This window comes from Halodesulfovibrio marinisediminis DSM 17456 (genome assembly GCF_900129975.1).
Taxonomy (GTDB): Bacteria; Desulfobacterota; Desulfovibrionia; order Desulfovibrionales; family Desulfovibrionaceae; genus Halodesulfovibrio; species Halodesulfovibrio marinisediminis.
Genome location: NZ_FSRG01000008.1, coordinates 35,568 through 53,082 on the forward strand (window position 1 = coordinate 35,568; position 17,515 = coordinate 53,082).

14 protein-coding genes are annotated in these 17,515 nt (G+C 46.2%); 9 read left to right on the forward strand and 5 right to left on the reverse strand.

The window, feature by feature from the left end; translation table 11 throughout:
* Window positions 1-261 precede the first annotated feature (261 nt).
* From BUR09_RS15320 to BUR09_RS15345, 6 genes are all read left to right on the forward strand, one after another.
* A complete protein-coding gene (locus BUR09_RS15320; RefSeq protein ID WP_074217828.1) occupies window positions 262-1,434 on the forward strand; it encodes a pyridoxal phosphate-dependent aminotransferase in 1,173 nt (390 codons plus the stop codon).
* 113 nt (window positions 1,435-1,547) lie between these two features.
* Window positions 1,548-2,900: a glucose-6-phosphate isomerase gene (locus BUR09_RS15325; RefSeq protein WP_074217829.1), complete on the forward strand. Its 1,353-nt coding sequence runs from the start codon at window positions 1,548-1,550 to the stop codon at window positions 2,898-2,900.
* 4 nt (window positions 2,901-2,904) lie between these two features.
* Window positions 2,905-4,335, forward strand: coding sequence for a sensor histidine kinase (locus tag BUR09_RS15330; RefSeq protein ID WP_074217830.1), 1,431 nt, complete (start codon window positions 2,905-2,907; stop codon window positions 4,333-4,335).
* Between the two features lie 6 nt (window positions 4,336-4,341).
* Window positions 4,342-5,721: a sigma-54-dependent transcriptional regulator gene (locus BUR09_RS15335; RefSeq protein ID WP_074217831.1), complete on the forward strand. Its 1,380-nt coding sequence runs from the start codon at window positions 4,342-4,344 to the stop codon at window positions 5,719-5,721.
* A 161-nt stretch (window positions 5,722-5,882) separates the two neighbouring features.
* Complete coding sequence (locus tag BUR09_RS15340) at window positions 5,883-6,353, forward strand: HAD family hydrolase (protein ID WP_074217832.1); 471 nt, start codon at window positions 5,883-5,885, stop codon at window positions 6,351-6,353.
* Between the two features lie 353 nt (window positions 6,354-6,706).
* Window positions 6,707-7,504: a split-Soret cytochrome c gene (locus tag BUR09_RS15345; protein WP_074217833.1), complete on the forward strand. Its 798-nt coding sequence runs from the start codon at window positions 6,707-6,709 to the stop codon at window positions 7,502-7,504.
* 171 nt (window positions 7,505-7,675) lie between these two features.
* Here BUR09_RS15345 and mutM read toward each other — a convergent pair whose 3' ends face one another.
* The 4 genes from mutM to BUR09_RS15365 form a co-directional block, all read right to left on the reverse strand.
* Window positions 7,676-8,536 (reverse strand): bifunctional DNA-formamidopyrimidine glycosylase/DNA-(apurinic or apyrimidinic site) lyase, encoded by an 861-nt coding sequence (gene mutM / locus BUR09_RS15350; protein WP_074217834.1) that lies wholly within the window; start codon window positions 8,534-8,536, stop codon window positions 7,676-7,678.
* A complete protein-coding gene (locus BUR09_RS15355) occupies window positions 8,536-9,789 on the reverse strand; it encodes a ChaN family lipoprotein (protein ID WP_074217835.1) in 1,254 nt (417 codons plus the stop codon). Before BUR09_RS15355 ends, mutM begins: the two co-directional genes overlap by 1 nt.
* Entirely contained in the window at window positions 9,780-11,045 is a 1,266-nt protein-coding gene (locus BUR09_RS15360) for a phenylacetate--CoA ligase family protein (protein ID WP_074217836.1), read from the reverse strand. Before BUR09_RS15360 ends, BUR09_RS15355 begins: the two co-directional genes overlap by 10 nt.
* 339 nt (window positions 11,046-11,384) lie before the next feature.
* Window positions 11,385-12,251, reverse strand: coding sequence for a tRNA (adenine-N1)-methyltransferase (locus BUR09_RS15365; protein WP_074217837.1), 867 nt, complete (start codon window positions 12,249-12,251; stop codon window positions 11,385-11,387).
* Window positions 12,252-12,459: 208 nt separating this feature from the next.
* On the opposite strand from BUR09_RS15365, the gene BUR09_RS15370 reads away from it, so the two are divergent.
* The 3 genes from BUR09_RS15370 to BUR09_RS15380 are packed head-to-tail and all read left to right on the forward strand — an operon-like array spanning window position 12,460 to window position 15,574.
* Window positions 12,460-13,491, forward strand: a complete 1,032-nt coding sequence (locus BUR09_RS15370) for a radical SAM protein (RefSeq protein ID WP_074217838.1) — start codon at window positions 12,460-12,462, stop codon at window positions 13,489-13,491.
* Window positions 13,492-13,538: 47 nt separating this feature from the next.
* Window positions 13,539-15,008: an Rne/Rng family ribonuclease gene (locus tag BUR09_RS15375; protein ID WP_074217839.1), complete on the forward strand. Its 1,470-nt coding sequence runs from the start codon at window positions 13,539-13,541 to the stop codon at window positions 15,006-15,008.
* A gap of 2 nt (window positions 15,009-15,010) precedes the next feature.
* A complete protein-coding gene (locus tag BUR09_RS15380; RefSeq protein ID WP_074217840.1) occupies window positions 15,011-15,574 on the forward strand; it encodes an epoxyqueuosine reductase QueH in 564 nt (187 codons plus the stop codon).
* Between the two features lie 435 nt (window positions 15,575-16,009).
* On the opposite strand, the gene BUR09_RS15385 is transcribed toward BUR09_RS15380, so the two are convergent.
* Window positions 16,010-17,470: a carbon starvation CstA family protein gene (locus BUR09_RS15385; protein WP_074217841.1), complete on the reverse strand. Its 1,461-nt coding sequence runs from the start codon at window positions 17,468-17,470 to the stop codon at window positions 16,010-16,012.
* Window positions 17,471-17,515: the final 45 nt, after the last annotated feature.

A 17,515-nucleotide genomic window follows, 5' to 3' on the forward strand; every position in this document is an offset into this window, starting at 1 on the left:
ATTGCCAAAAATCTAGAGGAAGAAACCGGTTCTAAAAGTTTACATGTGTGTTGTTAACTGGTACTTCGCAGGAAGCTAGAAAGCATCATAATTATTGTTTAAACCCACTGCATTTTAATGCATTAAGTTAACAGCAATTATTGCGGAGGGGATACACAACAGCATTACTCTGACTGTGTCCTCTCTCTGCTTCGGTATACTTTTGGCTTATAACTACGCCGACCATATACGCATAAATTTTATTTTAGAGAGAGGCAACGCATGAAGACTTCAAGCCGCATCGCACAACTCAAACCGTCTGCTACCTTGGCTGTTAATGCAAAAGCTCTTGAGCTTAAAGCACAGGGTAAAGAAATTGTTAGCCTTGCTGTTGGTGAACCAGACTTCCCAACGCCGGACTATATTCGCGACGCATGCAAGCACGCCTTAGACGACGGGTTCACTAGATATGGTGCCGTACCGGGTCTTCCAGAACTTCGTACAGCTGTAGCAAATTACTTTAATGTCATGTACGGCACCTCAGCCCGTGCTGAACACACTATGATCACAAACGGCGGCAAGCAGGCACTATTCAACCTGTTACAAAGCCTTATCAACCCAGGCGAAGAAGTAATTATTCCAGCTCCATACTGGGTAAGCTACCCACCGATGGTACAGCTCGCAGAAGGTGTACCTGTGGCAGTTGCAGCCTCCGCAGAAGCTGGTTTTAAAATTACAGTAGACCAGCTGGAAGCTGTACGTACCAACAAGACCGCAGTTCTGCTATTGAACTCTCCATCCAACCCGACTGGTGCGGCTTACTCCCGCGAAGAAATTGATGCTATCGCGGAATGGGCTATCAGCAATAATATCTTTATCATATCCGACGAAATCTACGACCAACTCGTGTACGCACCAGCAGAGCACGCCTCTCTTGCTCCTTGGTGGGAAAAATACCCTGAACAGGTATGTATCGTTAACGGTCTTGCAAAAAGTTTTGCAATGACAGGCTGGCGCATTGGTTACGTTTTGGCTCACGTTGATCTGATCAAAGCAATGAGCAAAATTCAAGGACAATCTACCTCAAACGTCTGCTCCTTTGCTCAAAAAGGTGCTGTTGCAGCTCTGACAGGTGGCTTTGAAGTGGTTGACACCATGCGTGCTTCCTTCCGCAAACGTCGCGATCTTGCCATGAGCATTATCGGTAAGTGGCCTAATGTCGTATGCCCTGTACCGCAGGGAGCATTTTACCTCTTCCCTGATGTACATCGTCTTTACAACGAGACCTATCCGGACTCTGCTGCATTATGTACATACCTACTCGAAGAAGCCGGTGTTGCATTAGTACCGGGTGCTGCTTTCGGCGATGATAACTGTATCCGTATTTCCTACGCCGTGGATGAAAAGACACTCGAAGAGTCTCTAAACAAAATTGCTCGAATTCTTTTCGGGTAACATAAATATCATATTGAGCTTTTCACTTTTTCCCTACGCTTCATCATACAGCCTACTGCCTTTTGTTAACCAGGCAACCTAATTGTCATCTGAATGAAGCGGGGTAATACTTTATGACCACGAATACACTCGACTGGACTAGTGCGTGGAACGGGCGTCTTTCCCAAAAAGACGAGCAGAGGCATGCTGCCCGCTGCGAAGAACTCGCCACGCACCTGTATAAAGAACTTGACGATAACAAACTGCCTTTTATCAACCTGCCCTATCGGAAGCAGCTTGAAAAAGAGCTTTTAGAGCATGATCCGTGGCTGCAATCTTTTGACCACATGCTCCTTCTCGGCATTGGCGGCAGCGCACTAGGGACACGGGCTCTGCAACGTGCCTTTTATCCTGAGCAAGATATGCCTAACCATACAGGCAAACGCTTATGGATTTCAGATAACGTTGACGCCGGAACATTTGAAGAATGGCTAAAATGTTTACCTACTGAAAAAACAGTCGTTGTTGTTATTTCAAAATCCGGCGGAACAATTGAGACAATTGCACAGTACTTTGTTGTTCGCGAATGGTTAAAACAACACCTTGGCGACGCCTGGACTGATCACATCATGCTCATCACAGATGCCAATAGCGGCTATCTACGAGAAGAAGTGAACAAACTAGGCGCGCGCTCTATGCCTGTGCCTGACAATCTTGGTGGTCGTTATTCAGTGCTCAGCGCTGTAGGGCTTGTTCCGGCAGCCTTTCTTGGTATTGACTGGAAAGCTTTGCTTGATGGTGCTATGTCTGTTGGCGACAGCCTTTGTAAGCGTGAATGCAGCAAGCACACCCTGCAGAATCATCCTTCATGGAAAATTGCAACATGGGCAAAGACCCTAATGGAAGAAGACTACAATATTCTTTTGTTCTTCACTTATATTCCAACATGGGCATCTTTCGGGGACTGGTTTGCACAGCTGTGGGCAGAAAGCCTTGGTAAAGACGGAAAAGGTTCTACCCCGCTTCCAGCTAAAGGCGTAACTGACCAGCACTCAACCCAACAGTTGTATCTTGGCGGGCCTAGAGATAAAGGCTGTCTTTATCTTACATGTCCGAACCAGCCGGAGGGCATGACGTTTGCCGATGACCTTCCGGAAAAATGGAACTACCTGCGCGGTGAAAAATTTGGCACCTTATTGCAGGCAGAAGCCCTTGGTTCACGTATGGCTCTCACACAGACAGAAACCCCACTCGTAGAAATTAAGGTGGGTAAAACTACAGAAACAGAAGCCGGACGTCTTATTGCACTGCTGGAAACTGCAACAGTGCTTGCAGGCTGGCTGCTTGAAATAAATCCGCTTAACCAGCCGCATGTTGAACTCGGCAAGCGACTGGCTAATGCACGGCTCGGAGCCTCCGGCTATGATGAAGAAAGCAAACAGCTTGAACACTTCTTAGGCAGGGAGCCCGACATTCAGGAGTTCTAGTTTAATGTTAAGGTTCTTCAAGGACGAAAAGCCATTCGGTTTTGTTCGAGTCCTCTCATGGGCAATGCTCATTGTTATCATTATCTCAAGCCTGCTCATGTCCACATTTATTGCGGATCAAGCCCGGAAGACCTTAATTGAAAAACAAAAAAACTTTGCACTATTACTGGCGGAAAATCTGAACCACCAGATTTTCCGCCGTTTCACACTTCCTACCATTATCGGCTACGGACGCATTGCGCTCCGTAACCCGACTCAATACGCGCGCCTTGAACAAGTCGTTCAAAACACTATCCACGGTTTACACGTCAAGGGTCTGCGTATTTACGACAATAAGCAGATTACGTCCTACTCCACCAACAAAGATGATGTAGGCAAAAAAAGCATTGCCGGTATTGCCGCGCAAAAGGCCGTAAAACAAAACACCTACAGTTTTGAAATTGAGTCAAAAGTATCTCCGGTTAAAGCGCTTTTCATGCTTAAAATACCGGACGACTCTTTTACATTACGGACGACGTACCCGTTACGTCTTGAAGGAAAGCTTGGAGAAGAGCCAGAAGAACTTCCAATTATGGGTGTTCTTGAAATTACACAGGACATCACGAAAGACTACATGAGCGTAATCCGCTTCCAGCGTCTTATTTTCGTCTCCATCTTTTGCTCATCCATGTTGATGTTTACGATCCTTGTTTCAATCATCAAACGTGCTGAACGCGTACTAACAAAGCGCCTTGAAGAAAAAGAAAAGCTGGAACACGACCTGCACCAGAATGAAAAGTTGGCTGGTATGGGGCGTATGGTTTCATCCATTGCGCACGAAATACGCAACCCACTTGGCATTATTTCATCCAGCGCAGAAATGATGATCAAACGAGACAGCACTGACGATTTCACAAAAAAAATGCTGACTGTCATCTTTGATGAATCGAAACGCCTTGCCCAGACTGTTACGGACTTTCTTGACTACGCAAAACCTAAGCCTGCACGGCATGATAAAGTAGATCTTGCACTTGTTATAAATCAAGCTCTCGGTTTCCTGGAAAACGAGCTTGAATCTAAGGGCATAACCGTCTCACGGGATTATAATTTAAAATTCTTTATAGAGGGCGATAGCGACTTACTCTATCGTGCTGTATACAATGTTCTTTCAAACAGCATTCAAGCGTTAGACGGTGAAGGAGAAATTCGAATCTGCGGTGTACGTGGAAAAACAGCTGTACTGGAATTCCATGACTCAGGAAGCGGATTTGATAAGGCACATCTTAGCCAGATGCTCGACCCGTTCTTTACCACACGCGACAACGGAACCGGCCTTGGATTGCCAATCGTTAACAGCATCGTCAAAAGCCACAACGGCACACTGACACTCGGCAAATCCCCCCTCGGCGGCGCACTCGTTACTATGGAATTTCCACTGAAAACACCGGGCAGGTAATCAGATATGAAAAAGAAAAAGCACTTACTCGTTCTGGACGATGAAAAAAACTATCTGCTTGTTCTCGAAGCACTTCTCACTGATGCAGGATACAAAGTCACTGCTCTCAATGATCCGCAAACAGCACTCACATTTTTAGAAGAATCCGATGTTGACGTTGTTATTACCGACATGAAAATGCCGAAAATCACCGGTGCAGAAGTTCTCGAGCATGTTCGTAAAAACTACCCCGGTCTTCCGGTTCTTATTATGACAGCTTTTGGCACCATCCAAAGCGCTGTTGAAGTTATGCGCACTGGAGCGTTTGACTACATTGCTAAGCCGTTTTCAAATGACGAGCTGCTTCTGTCTGTTCAAAACGCTGTAGAACTTTCGCAGGCTCGACAGAACTACCAGCTGCTTACAGAGAATTTCCAAACTCAATACGGTCGTAACAATATCATCGGTAAAAGCAGCGCTATCCGCTCTGTTCTTTCCCTTATCGACCGTGCAGCACCAAGTAAGTCCACGGTGCTTATCACAGGTGAATCCGGCACTGGTAAAGAACTTGTAGCCCGCGCTATTCACTTCTCCTCCCCGCGTAAGGGAGCACCATTTGTCAGCGTAAACTGTATGGCATTAAACCCAAGTTTGCTTGAAAGCGAACTCTTCGGGCATGAAAAAGGTTCCTTTACAGGCGCTGTTGCCATGAAACGCGGACGATTCGAACTCGCTGATTCCGGCACTCTCTTTCTTGATGAAATCGGAGAACTGTCTCATGATATGCAGGTTAAGCTGCTACGCGTACTTCAAGAACGACGCATTGAACGTGTAGGCGGTACAGAAGAAATTGAAGTGGACATCCGCATTGTTGCTGCAACAAACAAAGATCTTCTGGAAGAAGTAAAAAAAGGCAACTTCCGTGAAGACCTTTACTACCGACTCAATGTTGTTCACATGCAAATCCCACCACTGCGTGAACGCCGCGAAGATATTCCACTTCTGGTAACCCACTTTGTAGAAAAAATTTCAAAACAACAGGATGTTACTGAACGTAACTTTACCGTTGAAGCTCTAGACTATCTTTCCGGCTATGAATGGCCAGGTAACATTCGACAGCTGGAAAACGTTATCGAACGCTGCCTTGTTCTCGGAACCGGCTCCGATATCACTGTAGACGACCTTCCTCCGGAAGTTCGTGATGAAGAAAGCCAGTTAAAGAGTGCTGTTGACCTGTTGCCTGTGCAACTCGACCTCAGTGACACACTGGAAAAAATCGAAGCTGCACTTATTCGCAGAGCATTAGCAAGAAGTAACTTTGTACAAGTAAAGGCTGCTGAATCTTTAGGTATTTCTAAAAGCCTACTGCAGTACAAACTCAAAAAATACAATATCACAGGCCACTAAATAATTTTGTTTTCACTGCGGAATACATTTTCGGGAACACTGCATCTTAGCTTTCCCTTATCTGGCTACTCCGCTTAGACATTATACCTGCTGTTCACGATACTCGCATTGCTGCATGTGTTATCAATCAGCCTTATGCCCTGAAACGACTTGGAGCCTCTATGCTAAAAGTTGCAATCCCCGGTTTTGAACCGATGGAATTTGAACATCTAGTTTTGGATTTCAACGGAACCATCGCTTTTGACGGAAAAATTATTAATGGCGTAGAAGCTGCAATTTCAATGCTTTCTCAATTAGTGACTGTCCATATTGTAACTGCAGACACAAACCAGAACGTTGCTCAGGAAGTGGCACATCTCCCTGTCACAACAAAAGTTGTAAGCAGTGCCTTCCAACTTCACGAAAAGCTAGCATACATCGAAAAACTTGGTCATGAAAACGTCTGCGCCATAGGCAACGGTAACGTAGATAAAGACATGCTTGAACGGGCAGAGCTTGGAATAGCCATCCTCGGTCCAGAGGGGCTAAGCACCAAGGCATTGCTTGCGGCAGACGTACTTATGCCCGACATCGTGCATGCCCTTGAATCCCTTGTGAACTCTGCGCGACTCAAGGCTACACTACGCATGTAATCAGAACGTAACTCCACTACCAAAAACTCCCGTATGCTTCTAAAGCACACGGGAGTTCTTTATTTTTCAACCAATACCAAAAATCATAGCAAAAACAACGGATAATCGATATCCGTCACGCCTACTTCAGCAAACTCAATCTGCTTTCCTGTAAAAAAGTCACCTAAGTGTAACCTGAAGTTACACCACCCCCTGCAAACTGTTAACGTCAGTTTGCAGCCTAAACGTTCGGCACACTCATTCAATCATTAAAATTCAAGATGTTACAAAAAAACCTTAACAGGCATGCATTTTGTATTATTGGAAGTGCGCTAAAAAAAAGGTTCTGAGTTATCTTGAGGAGGATACAAAACATGTCAAATATTTCACGTCGCCAGATGATCGCAGGCGTTGGAGGAGTAATCGTGGGTGGCGCAGTTGCCACAGCTCTTCCTGCTATTGCAGCACCATCTAACTTTGCGGTTACCCCAGAGTGGATTCCACATAAAGTTGATCCTAAAATTGGCGAACGCTTTGGATACGACGGTTACTACCACAAAGGCTACGGCTGTTGTTACGGTGCATTTTACGCCATCGTTGGTCAAATGGCAGAAAAGCACGGTGCTCCATACAAAGATTTTCCATTCCACATGATGGAAGTAGGTAAGTCCGGTATTTCAAACTGGGCAACCATCTGTGGCGCATTGCTCGGCGCAGCTTCCGCTTTCGCGCTCTTCTACGGTCGTAAAGAGCGTAAAGCCATGGTTGATGAATTATTCCGCTGGTACGAACAGACTGCTTTCCCTATCTACAAACCTACTTCAGATATCGTTGTAAATAAAGAAATTCCAACAAGTGTAAGCCACTCTGTTCTCTGCCACGTTTCTGTTTCCCGCTGGTCTTACACCACCGGAATTCCAGCTAAGTCAAAAGTTCGTTCCGAGCGTTGTGGTCGTCTGACTGCCGATGTTTCCCGCAAAGCTATTGAAATTCTGAACGCAAAAATCGACGGTAAATTTGAAGGCCTCTACGGCAAACAAGATTCCGTTAAATACTGTGAATCCTGTCACGGTAAAGGCAAAGAATCTCCTATCGCTAAAGGCAAGCAAGACTGCACTCCTTGTCACTCTGGTTCGGAAGCTACAGAAAACAAATTTAAAGATCACCCATAGCACATTCTTCCAGTGGCAGCTGGAAAACATATATACACACCTCATACGCCGGGGCAGTTCTGTAATTCATTCTACAGGACTGCCTCTTTCTTTTACTAAAGATAAAAGCTCCCCCTAAAGAATAGGGGGAGCTTTTGAATTCAAATAGAGACTACTCGCTCTTTGGGGTGGCTACTTCTGGCAATTCTCACAAAATACAGTCGTTCGCCCTGCTATTTTTTCAGTCTTAAGCGGCTGCCCGCAAACACGACAATCTTGGCCAGTACGTCCATAGACAAGAAACTTATTCTGAAACGCACCGGCGTCTCCGTGAGCATCGCGATAATCACGAATGGACGAACCACATTCAAGTATAGCCTGTTTGAGCACCTCTTTTATCTTTACATGCAGCAGCCCAAGATCCTTTTTAGAAATCTCATTCGCGGGCTTATCCGGACGAATTCCAGCTCTAAAAAGAGATTCGTCAGCGTAGATATTCCCTATTCCCGCCAGAACCTTCTGATCAAGCAACGCAGCCTTAATACGAGTTCTACGCGAGTGGAACAAAGCAACAAAATCTTCGGTTTTAATAGTAAGAGGTTCAGGTCCCAACTGCTGCCAAAACTGCCAATTTAAAAAATCACACGGAGCCATCGCACGGCAAAAACCGAACTTACGCATATCATCAAAGAACAGACGATTGCCGTTGCTTAAATCAAAAATTATGCGTGTATGCCGTGCTGGTGGTGTTTCATGGGGATACACAAACAATCTACCAGACATCTTTAAATGAAATGCAAGCTGCAAAGGATACTCTGAACGCGGAACAGGAAGTTCATTTTCATACTCTTTAGGAATCGAAAGATCCATAAGCAGCAACTTGCCTCGTCTGTATACATGCGTAATTTTACGTCCTGCTACGAAATGTTCCAGCGCAAAATATCGACCTTCCACACTGCTGTCATTAAGGATGGTTACTTTTTCTATTGTCTGATCTGCCAGCATCGGTAACAGACCGGAGGCAATGGTTTCGACTTCTGGTAATTCTGGCATTATGATGAGTGTGCGTGTTCCGGTACCGGCATAGAGATTGATTCCTCTTTGCCACCCCTGATTATTGTAAAGACCATGTCTGTTCCCTCTTTGGCAGCTTTTACACCTGCTCTATGGAGGGTCATCATGGAATCAACGTCCATTCCACCAACCTTGATGATTTTATCACCTACATGGAAGCCTGCTTTGTACGCAACAGATGAATCTTCCAACTTTAAAATAGTTGCTCCATCACTTTCCATGCGCAACGTAAAGCCGAGTCTGCTTTGTTTTGTCAGTGGACAATAAAACTGAACATGCCCTTTTTCTGCGACAAGCGGCTTTGTATCCCGCCAAGGGACAATCAAAAGTACCTTTGCTTCAGGATCAAGCTTGGAAAGACGGTACGCAATCCCCCAGCCATGCTCAACATGACCGGTACCGGACAGAATGACCATTGGAATATTGGTTTTCTTGCGTATCGCAACAGCCTGTTCCGCCATACCAGTATCCCACATCGACTGGATAAGGAAAAAACGTTTGCGGTAATGGGCTAAGGACTTTTTCGCAACTTCAGCTGCTTTCGGATTTTTCTTATCCTTTGTCATCAGCTCAACATGGTGATCATGAATCTTTGCCAACTCCTCTTCCTGCTCTTTCATGGCTGGAATAGGATTTTCAGGCAAATATTGACGCTCTTCCGGTGTAAGATCCTCTACCCCCACGTCACCTATTTTTCTGGCAATTTCAAAAGGAAAATTGAGTGCATAGATCTCAATTTTATGCGCATAAATTTTTTCAATAATGGGTTCATAGAGAGGATACGGAAATCCCCATGCGTTTTTCCAATCAACTTTTTCTGGAAACTCAGCCTGGGAAATAATGCCGGCATTAACTGCATCAAGCTGCGGCTGCTTATCCAACGAAAACATTTCCATGCCCACAGTAAAACGTATGTCTGATTCCGCTAGTGCAGCAATAAGTTTTGCCTGAACAATGTGGTCGCAAGTAACGTTGTGGGTTTCGCCTATGAGGATGTAGTCGCTTGATTTTGCGAGGGCGAGAACGTCTGAAAGGGAAGCTTTTGTGCCGTTGGCATTAAAAAATTCGCCTTCGGAGGGTTGGGGGCTGGCAGGTTGAGGTGTCGCCGATTTGGCTTGCTCTGTTTCATGAACAGACGGAGCAGGAGCGGCGCGGGAAAGAGGCGGTTGCGCCAAAGCGCAACCACCCATTATCATCACTACAGAAAAAAGAATCCTGAGGGTTAATCCCATATCCTTTTGTCCTCGATAGGACGAATCTGCGGAGGCAGTGAGCCAGGAGTAAGCACCTTGAGCTCCGGACGAAGTTTAATTTTTTCACGGAACTGGTGCAGCAGTTCATCCCCACGTTTAAAGTTGCTTGCTTCAACGTACAAGGTCATTTCGTCAATGCCACCCGGGTTGGTAACTTCGATCTGCCAACGCTTGATTTCCTCAAAGCGTGCCATAACCTGTTCAACCTGATGTGGGTAAACGAACATACCTTTAATACGAGCGGTGGTATCTACGCGACCAACAATGGAGCCGAGACGCGGAGAGGTACGACCACATGGGCAAGGAGATCTGTCAATGTAACCGAGGTCGCCGGTTGCAAGACGAATAAGCGGGTAAGTTTTGTTGAATGCAGTAACAACAATTTCACCAACTTCGCCGTCTTTAAGAGGAATACCAGTATCAGGATGACAGATTTCAACAAAAGTTCTGTTGGCAATGTGCAGGCCGGTTTTATGGTAACATTCGTAACCGATACAACCAACGTCTGCAGTGCCGTAACCCTGACGCATGATAAGGTCGAACTTCTTCTCGAGAGAAGAACGCATTTTCTCAGAGATACGCTCACCTGTTACAAACGCAACTTCGAGGTAGAGATCTTTACGCAGGTTCAAACCTTTTTCTTCTGCTTTCTGTGCAAGGTGCATCAGGTAGCTTGGAGTTCCAACATACCCGCTTACGCGCAACTTTTGCATGATTTCCAGCTGAGTTGCAGCATTACCTGGGCCAGCAGGTACAGTTGCACAGCCGAGGTTACGCAGTGGCTCTTCAAACATGAGGCCAGCAGGTGCAAGATGGTAGTTAAAGGTAATCTGCGCTACGTCACCCGGACGGAAACCGGCAGAATAGAAACCTTCGGTGTAACCCCAGTAATCATCAGTGCGATCTTCTGGGTCAAAAATTGGACCAGGGGAAAGGAAAACACGCTTCAGTTCGCCAAGGTCTTTGGTGAGAAGACCACCAAGGCGAGGGCCCATGGACTGCAAGAAGATAAGTTCTTTCTTCTTAAGGATAGGAATGTGTTTAAGATCGGAAAGAGACTTAAACTTTTCTACCTGAAACTGAGCACGGTCAAAACGTTTTTTAACGTCTTCTGAGTAGCGGTATGCGTAGGTAAGAAGGTCTTTAAGCTGGATAAGGTAAAATTGACGACGTTCGCTTTCGTCGAGCACTTCACGTCGGCTATATATGCCTTCTGTACGGTCTTTACGGGTCATGTGAATTCTCCATACAAGAAATTTTTATGCGGAACTAACCCCCAACCTTACAGAAGTTTGGATAGAAAATCAAGTTTTTTATATTTTCTACATATATTTCAAGAAGATACCACATGAAACAATATGTGCAACCTTTTTTCCTTTTGTGAGGAATAAAAAAAAAATCCCGACTCGTAACAAGTCGGGATTTCAAATCTATTTGAATCGGCAGCATTTCACCTCAGAGGAAATCCTATAAGTTTTTTCATAAAAAAATCAAAAGACGTTTTCTACGAAAAATCTCAGAGTTTTTCTGTGTGCCAAAAACTCACCAAGGGAGCATAACTGCTTAGCTAACGCTTATTCTGCAGATTCTTCTTTTGCTGCTGCAAGACGTTCTTTACGTGCCGCTTCCTGCTTACGTTCACGGGTGCCAACGTATTTGTGGCCTTCGAGAGCTTCAAGACCTTCCTGATGGCGCGCAAAAATAAGGAAACCGGTGTGTGCAACCATACGATCGTTTGGACGCAGACGATCCGGCACTGGTTTCCAGTTACGAACGAGAAGCTCAGATACTTCAACTTCGTCAAAAGGACCTTTTTCCAATTCGGTAAGAAGGCTGGAAACCTGATCTACAGTAGGAACGAGGAAGCCAACCATTGCGCCAGCTTTAACCGCACCCGGAATAAATTTTACGTATTCCCAAGGATCACGAACATCAAGGAAAAGTGCATCGGCATCATCAACGAGAAAGCCGTTTTCGATGTTATGGTTGTACAGGGTTACGTTCTGACCAACACCTGCCCAGTCGAGGTTACGACGAGCAAGCTTCATGAACTCTTCACGGGCTTCGTGAGTGTGAATTTCACCCTTTTCACCAGCAAACCAGCTCATAGCAAGAGTGAGGCTACCGGAACCGGAACCTGCTTCAATAATTTTAGAACCGTTACCTACACCAAGCTTCATACAAATGTAGCCAATATCTTTTGGATAGATAACCTGTGTCTGACGCTTGACGCCTTTCACAAGATCGTGCAACGAAGGGCGTTGCACGCGGTATGGCTTTTCTTTATGGGTAAAAACAACACTGCCGTAACCGGCAGCCATGATGTCTTCCATTTTAAGAATGCCGTCATTGCCATGTATATCATTACCGAGTTCTGCACGACGCATAACGCGTTTTCCGCGCGGGCCAACAAGCAGAACCAATTCGCCTTGCTTAATCATAATTTTTTTCCTCCGTGGTTGGAGCAACGCCCTACTTATATATATGGTACCTGTCAAGAGACAGCCTCATCTTAAAAATTCAAGGTTTTTAAGGTTTTTATGCCAAACCTGCCGACTAACGGCTTTTTTTGATTGAAATAATAGCTGTCTTTTTGTGCTGCCTGTACGTATAATAACTAATCCTACCAGAGTGCGGAACATAATTGCCATGAAGTTTACATATATTTTTGGTCCGGTGTATTCAGGAAGACTCGGTCATTCTCTCGGCCTCGACCTCCTCGGAGATCGAATCTGCTCCATGGACTGCCTCTACTGCGAAGTAGGCAGAACAGAAGAATTGACTTTGACCCGGAAGCCATATGTTCCAGCTGAAGACCTGCTGAATGAATTACGTCGTTGGCGCGACGAGCATAGCAATAACTTGCCTGATTACGTTACTCTGGGAGGCTCAGGGGAGCCGTGTCTAAACAGTGAATTAGACATCATAATTAAAGGCTGCAAACAGATTCTTCCTTCTGTCCCTGTAGCTGTTCTCACTAATAGTACCCTCTTGTGTAATCCTGAAGTGCAACAGGCGCTTAGGGAAGCAGATGCCGTGCTTCCTTCTCTGGATTCACTTGTAGATAAAGAATTTGCGAAATTGAATCGCCCCTGCGGGGGGGTTAACGCCGCACACATTGCTGAATGCCTTATTGAGTTCAGCAAAAACTACAGCGGCAAAATTTTTCTAGAAATATTACTGTCGCAGGGCATTAACGATTCACAAGAGAATCTCACCCTGCTCAAGGAGTATGTAACTCGGTTACAGCCTCATCGTGTTGATGTAACAACATTATCCAGACCCGGTGCCTTTTCCTTGGCAAAAGCTGTTGCCCCAGACGTACGCAAAGAATGGCAAAACGCACTCTCTGAATGCGTAACTCGATTTGATGCCAATGGCTCAGCCAGCCACCAACGCGCTACACAGGAAAACGCACCCCCAGCGGCTGCCTCGCAGCCTGCCACTGGAAACTTTGCGGACTTGCCGGAACAAGACCGGTCAGCCGTAAAAGAACGTGTTCTGGAGTCTCTCACACGCAGACCGCAGACACCTTCGCAGCTTGCGATTGCTCTCACCCTTCCTCTATCCAACGTCCTAGGAGCACTGGACACACTGGAGCATGAAGGCGCCATTTACAAGTCAGAGCCAGACCGCACTGCAACGCTCAACACAGATGAGCCCTTCTACTCCTGCCAGTAGTCCGAATGCCCCGACAGCATTCGGAAAGGATTTTTAAAGGACTCACAATGGTCAGACCACGCAAAGGCAAGCGTAAGATGTTTATCAGCACCTTGCCGGGCGAACAGGTTGAAGTTTTGCTCGCCGAAGAAGGCATAGTACAGGAGTACTATGTTGAAATGGTGCATCAGCAGAAAACTAAAGGTAATATCTACAAGGGTGTTATCAACAACATAGACACAAACTTGCAAGCCGCATTCATTTCATACGGTGCAGAAAAAAACGGCTTTCTTCAGATTGATGAAGTACATCCGGAATATTTCCTTGCACCGCATGATCCTACCAAGGGTAAAAAATACCCTCCAATTCAAAAAGTTCTTAAAGCCGGACAAGAAATTCTGGTGCAGGTTGTTAAAGAACCTACCGGAACCAAAGGTGCGTTTCTTACCTCGTACCTCTCCATTCCCGGCCGTTTCCTCGTACTTACACCGGGACGCGAACAAATCGGCGTTTCCCGTAAAGTAGACGACGAAAAAGAACGTGCACGCTTGAAAGCAATCTTTGATGAGCAGAAACCGGGTGAAGACCTCGGTGTAATTGTCCGTACAGTCAGCATGGGACAGCCTAAGACATCCCTGCTTCGCGACTTACGATTCCTCAAAAGAATGTGGAAAGATGTACGCAGAAAAGCCACCACGGAAGAGTCTCCTTCACTTCTCTACCGTGAACGCGACCTCGCAACACGCGCAGTACGTGACTATCTCACAGATGAAGTAGGCGAAGTATGGATTGATGATGAAGGCACCGCAGAAGCAGTGGAAGAGTTTGCAGGACTCGTATTCCCTCGCCGCGGGCTTCAGGTAAAAATCCATAACCAGCCGGAACTCTCCATGTGGGAACGCTTCAACCTGCAAAAACAGCTTGAACAAATTTACTCCCGCGAAGTTGTGCTGCCATCTGGCGGACGTCTGGTATTCGACCAGACAGAGGCACTCATGGCTATCGACATCAACTCCGGTAAAATTGCAGGGAAAACAAATTTCGAATCCATGGCGCTTAAAACCAACATGGAAGCAGCCCAGACCATTGCACAGCAGCTTAAACTGCGTGACATCGGTGGTCAGATTGTTATCGACTTTATTGAAATGCGCGACCGTAACCACTGGCGCGAAGTTGAAAAAACACTCCGCAATGCCATGAAGCTTGACCGCGCGCGCCACGATGTTGGCAAAATGAGCCGTTTCGGCCTGCTCCAGATTGTGCGTCAGCGCCTTGGGTCTTCTGCGCTGTCCATCAGCACGGAAGTCTGTCCATGCTGTAACGGCTCCGGTTCACGCCGAAATATGGAATGGCAGTCTCTGCAGACCCTTAAAGACCTGCTGCGACGCCTGCGTCACAACAAAGATGCATCCGCTAAGTACGAACTCGAAGTTGAGCGCGAACTTGCCATGTACATGCTTAACCAAAAACGCGAACGTCTTCTCGAACTGGAAAAAACCTACAAGGTTACCATCGAGATTAAAATCGCCAAGGCATAATAATGAGTCGTGTACTCCTGCACATGTGCTGCGGCCCTTGTTCCATAACTACGATCAAGGAGTTGCAAAGCGAAGGACTGGAAGTAACCGGATTCTTCTACAACCCTAACATTCACCCGACAAAGGAATACCTGCGTCGACGTGAAGGAGCACTCGAAGTAGCCGAGCGGTTCAACATCAAGGTCATCATGCGTGACCAGGAATACGACCCGCAAAAATGGTTCCGTGCCATGTGCTACAGAGAAGAAAACCGTTGTTTCCACTGCTACGCCATGCGTATGGAACGCACGTTCTCCATTGGGCGCAAAGGAAACTTCGACTACGTGACCACAACCCTGCTCTACTCCAGAATGCAAAAGCATGAAGAAATCAAAAAACTCGGGGAAGATATGACACAAGGCGGCAAAACCAAGTTTCTGTACCGCGACTTCCGCACCGGCTGGAAAGAGGGCATCGAAACCTCCAAAGACTGGGGCGTATATCGTCAGCAATACTGCGGCTGCCTCTACTCAGAAGGCGAACGCTACGCTAAAGAGTTTAAAGAAACCTGTGGGCTGAAAAAGTAATTTCGATTTGTACATTGCCTTCGGCGACCCTGCGGGGCTTGCCTCCGGCGGCTTAAGAACCCTTTTGAAAAAGGGCTTCTTAAGAATCTCCTAAAACTTTTATTCGCGAGATCAGCACGTTGCTCACATAATCTCGCGGCTTATGCTCCACTACTTTTCAAAAAACAAAAAGCCCCTTCCAAGAAACATTGGGAGGGGCTTTCTTATCACCTACGATTGGTTGCATTCTTTTTTCAATATCACCACAGAAGCAAAAGGGCTGCCCTTCTCAAAAAGAGCAGCCCTCTATTTCTGTTATTTATGGAAAGTTCGCCACAATCGCGGCTTCCAGCACGATAAGAGGCGTGTATTGTTCCGCGTATAATCGGGTCAAGGGGAATTCCCCCTTGTGGGGTGCAGGGGCAAAGCCCCGCCCATCGGAGACATCAAAACACTCTATCCAATAAATCCAGGACCATCAGCGGCATCAGGATCTACTTTAAGTGAACCTTTTCTCACCATAAACCAAACAAAACAACCAGCTGCGATGATCACGCCGAACCAGCAAGATATGTCATACGGGAGGTTAAAGCCAATTTTAGCGTTTGCAAGGTAAGTGCTAACCACACCAGTCAAGAAAACAGCCGGAATAACGGCGATCCAGTAGTTCTTGGCATGTCGAACAAGGTAAACACCGGCAGTCCAGAGTACAATGGTTGCGAGTGTTGAGTTCGCAAAACCAAAGTAACGCCAGATAACGGAGAATTCAGTTCTGGTAATAAGGAAGCCAACTGCAAACAACGGTACCGCGATAAGAAGACGCTTGATGGCAGCCTTCTGTGGCATATCAAAAAAGTCTGCAATAATGAGGCGTGCAGAACGAAACGCGGTATCACCAGAAGTAATCGGGAGTGCGATTACACCGATAATTGCGAGGAAACCACCGATAGGCCCCATGAGCGTTACAGAAATCTGATCAACTACGGCTGCTGGGCCACCATTGGAGATAACTGCTTGCAGAGCATCTGGAGTTTTGTAGAAGGTCATACCTAAGGTTGCCCATACGAGAGCGATGAGTCCTTCACCGATCATTGCACCATAGAATACAGGACGTCCGCATTGTTCGTCCGGAATACAACGGGCCATGAGTGGGGACTGAGTAGCATGGAAACCGGAAATAGCACCACATGCGATGGTAATGAAGATAAGCGGCCAGAGAGGTAAGCCTTGCGGGTTAGTGTTAGCAAGGGAAAGACCATTTGGATAGAATTCGTAGCCATCCCAAATAAGCATAAAGCTTAAGCCAAACGCCATAATGATGAGAGTTACGGCAAAAAGAGGATAGAGACGACCAATAATTTTATCCACAGGAAGAATTGTTGCGATGAAGTAGTAACCGAAGATGAGTGCTGTCCATGTATACTTTGCATAGGTAATGTTATCGAACCCGAAACCGATTTTTTTAGCCAAGAGTTCTGCCGGACCGAGTACAAAAACGACCCCTACTAACAGCAGGAGAACGATGGAAAAAACATTCATAAACTGCTTGGCGAACTTCCCAAGGTTGTAGCCAACAGCATCCGGAATTGACTTACCATCGTAGCGGACAGACATCATACCTGAAAAGTAATCGTGTACGCCACCGGCAAAAATACTACCTATAACAATCCATACAAGAGCTGTCGGGCCGTACAGTGCACCGAGAATAGGACCAAAAATAGGTCCCAGACCAGCAATGTTGAGAAGCTGGATAAGATATGCCTGCTTCTTATTCATCTTAACAAAGTCTACACCGTCTTCCAGTCTGCAGGCAGGAGTGGCTCTACAGGTATCTGCACCAAAGTTTGCTTCTACCACCTTACTATAAACTAGATAGCCCACAATCAGAGCAGCTACTGCCAAAAAGAAATATACCATATCCTTCTCCTTGATTTGCTTTTTTCCAGAAATTTGTGGGAGTAC

Excerpts from the sequence above, each read along its gene's own strand:
- BUR09_RS15370 (WP_074217838.1), top strand. The coding sequence starts at position 12,460 with ATGAAGTTTACATATATTTTTGGTCCGGTGTATTCAGGAAGACTCGGT.
- BUR09_RS15365 (WP_074217837.1), bottom strand. The coding sequence starts at position 12,251 with ATGATTAAGCAAGGCGAATTGGTTCTGCTTGTTGGCCCGCGCGGAAAA.
- BUR09_RS15345 (WP_074217833.1), top strand. The coding sequence starts at position 6,707 with ATGTCAAATATTTCACGTCGCCAGATGATCGCAGGCGTTGGAGGAGTA.
- BUR09_RS15375 (WP_074217839.1), top strand. The coding sequence starts at position 13,539 with ATGGTCAGACCACGCAAAGGCAAGCGTAAGATGTTTATCAGCACCTTG.
- BUR09_RS15335 (WP_074217831.1), top strand. The coding sequence starts at position 4,342 with ATGAAAAAGAAAAAGCACTTACTCGTTCTGGACGATGAAAAAAACTAT.
- BUR09_RS15360 (WP_074217836.1), bottom strand. The coding sequence starts at position 11,045 with ATGACCCGTAAAGACCGTACAGAAGGCATATATAGCCGACGTGAAGTG.
- mutM (WP_074217834.1), bottom strand. The coding sequence starts at position 8,536 with ATGCCAGAATTACCAGAAGTCGAAACCATTGCCTCCGGTCTGTTACCG.
- BUR09_RS15385 (WP_074217841.1), bottom strand. The coding sequence starts at position 17,470 with ATGGTATATTTCTTTTTGGCAGTAGCTGCTCTGATTGTGGGCTATCTA.
- BUR09_RS15320 (WP_074217828.1), top strand. The coding sequence starts at position 262 with ATGAAGACTTCAAGCCGCATCGCACAACTCAAACCGTCTGCTACCTTG.
- BUR09_RS15325 (WP_074217829.1), top strand. The coding sequence starts at position 1,548 with ATGACCACGAATACACTCGACTGGACTAGTGCGTGGAACGGGCGTCTT.
- BUR09_RS15380 (WP_074217840.1), top strand. The coding sequence starts at position 15,011 with ATGAGTCGTGTACTCCTGCACATGTGCTGCGGCCCTTGTTCCATAACT.
- BUR09_RS15355 (WP_074217835.1), bottom strand. The coding sequence starts at position 9,789 with ATGGGATTAACCCTCAGGATTCTTTTTTCTGTAGTGATGATAATGGGT.
- BUR09_RS15330 (WP_074217830.1), top strand. The coding sequence starts at position 2,905 with ATGTTAAGGTTCTTCAAGGACGAAAAGCCATTCGGTTTTGTTCGAGTC.
- BUR09_RS15340 (WP_074217832.1), top strand. The coding sequence starts at position 5,883 with ATGCTAAAAGTTGCAATCCCCGGTTTTGAACCGATGGAATTTGAACAT.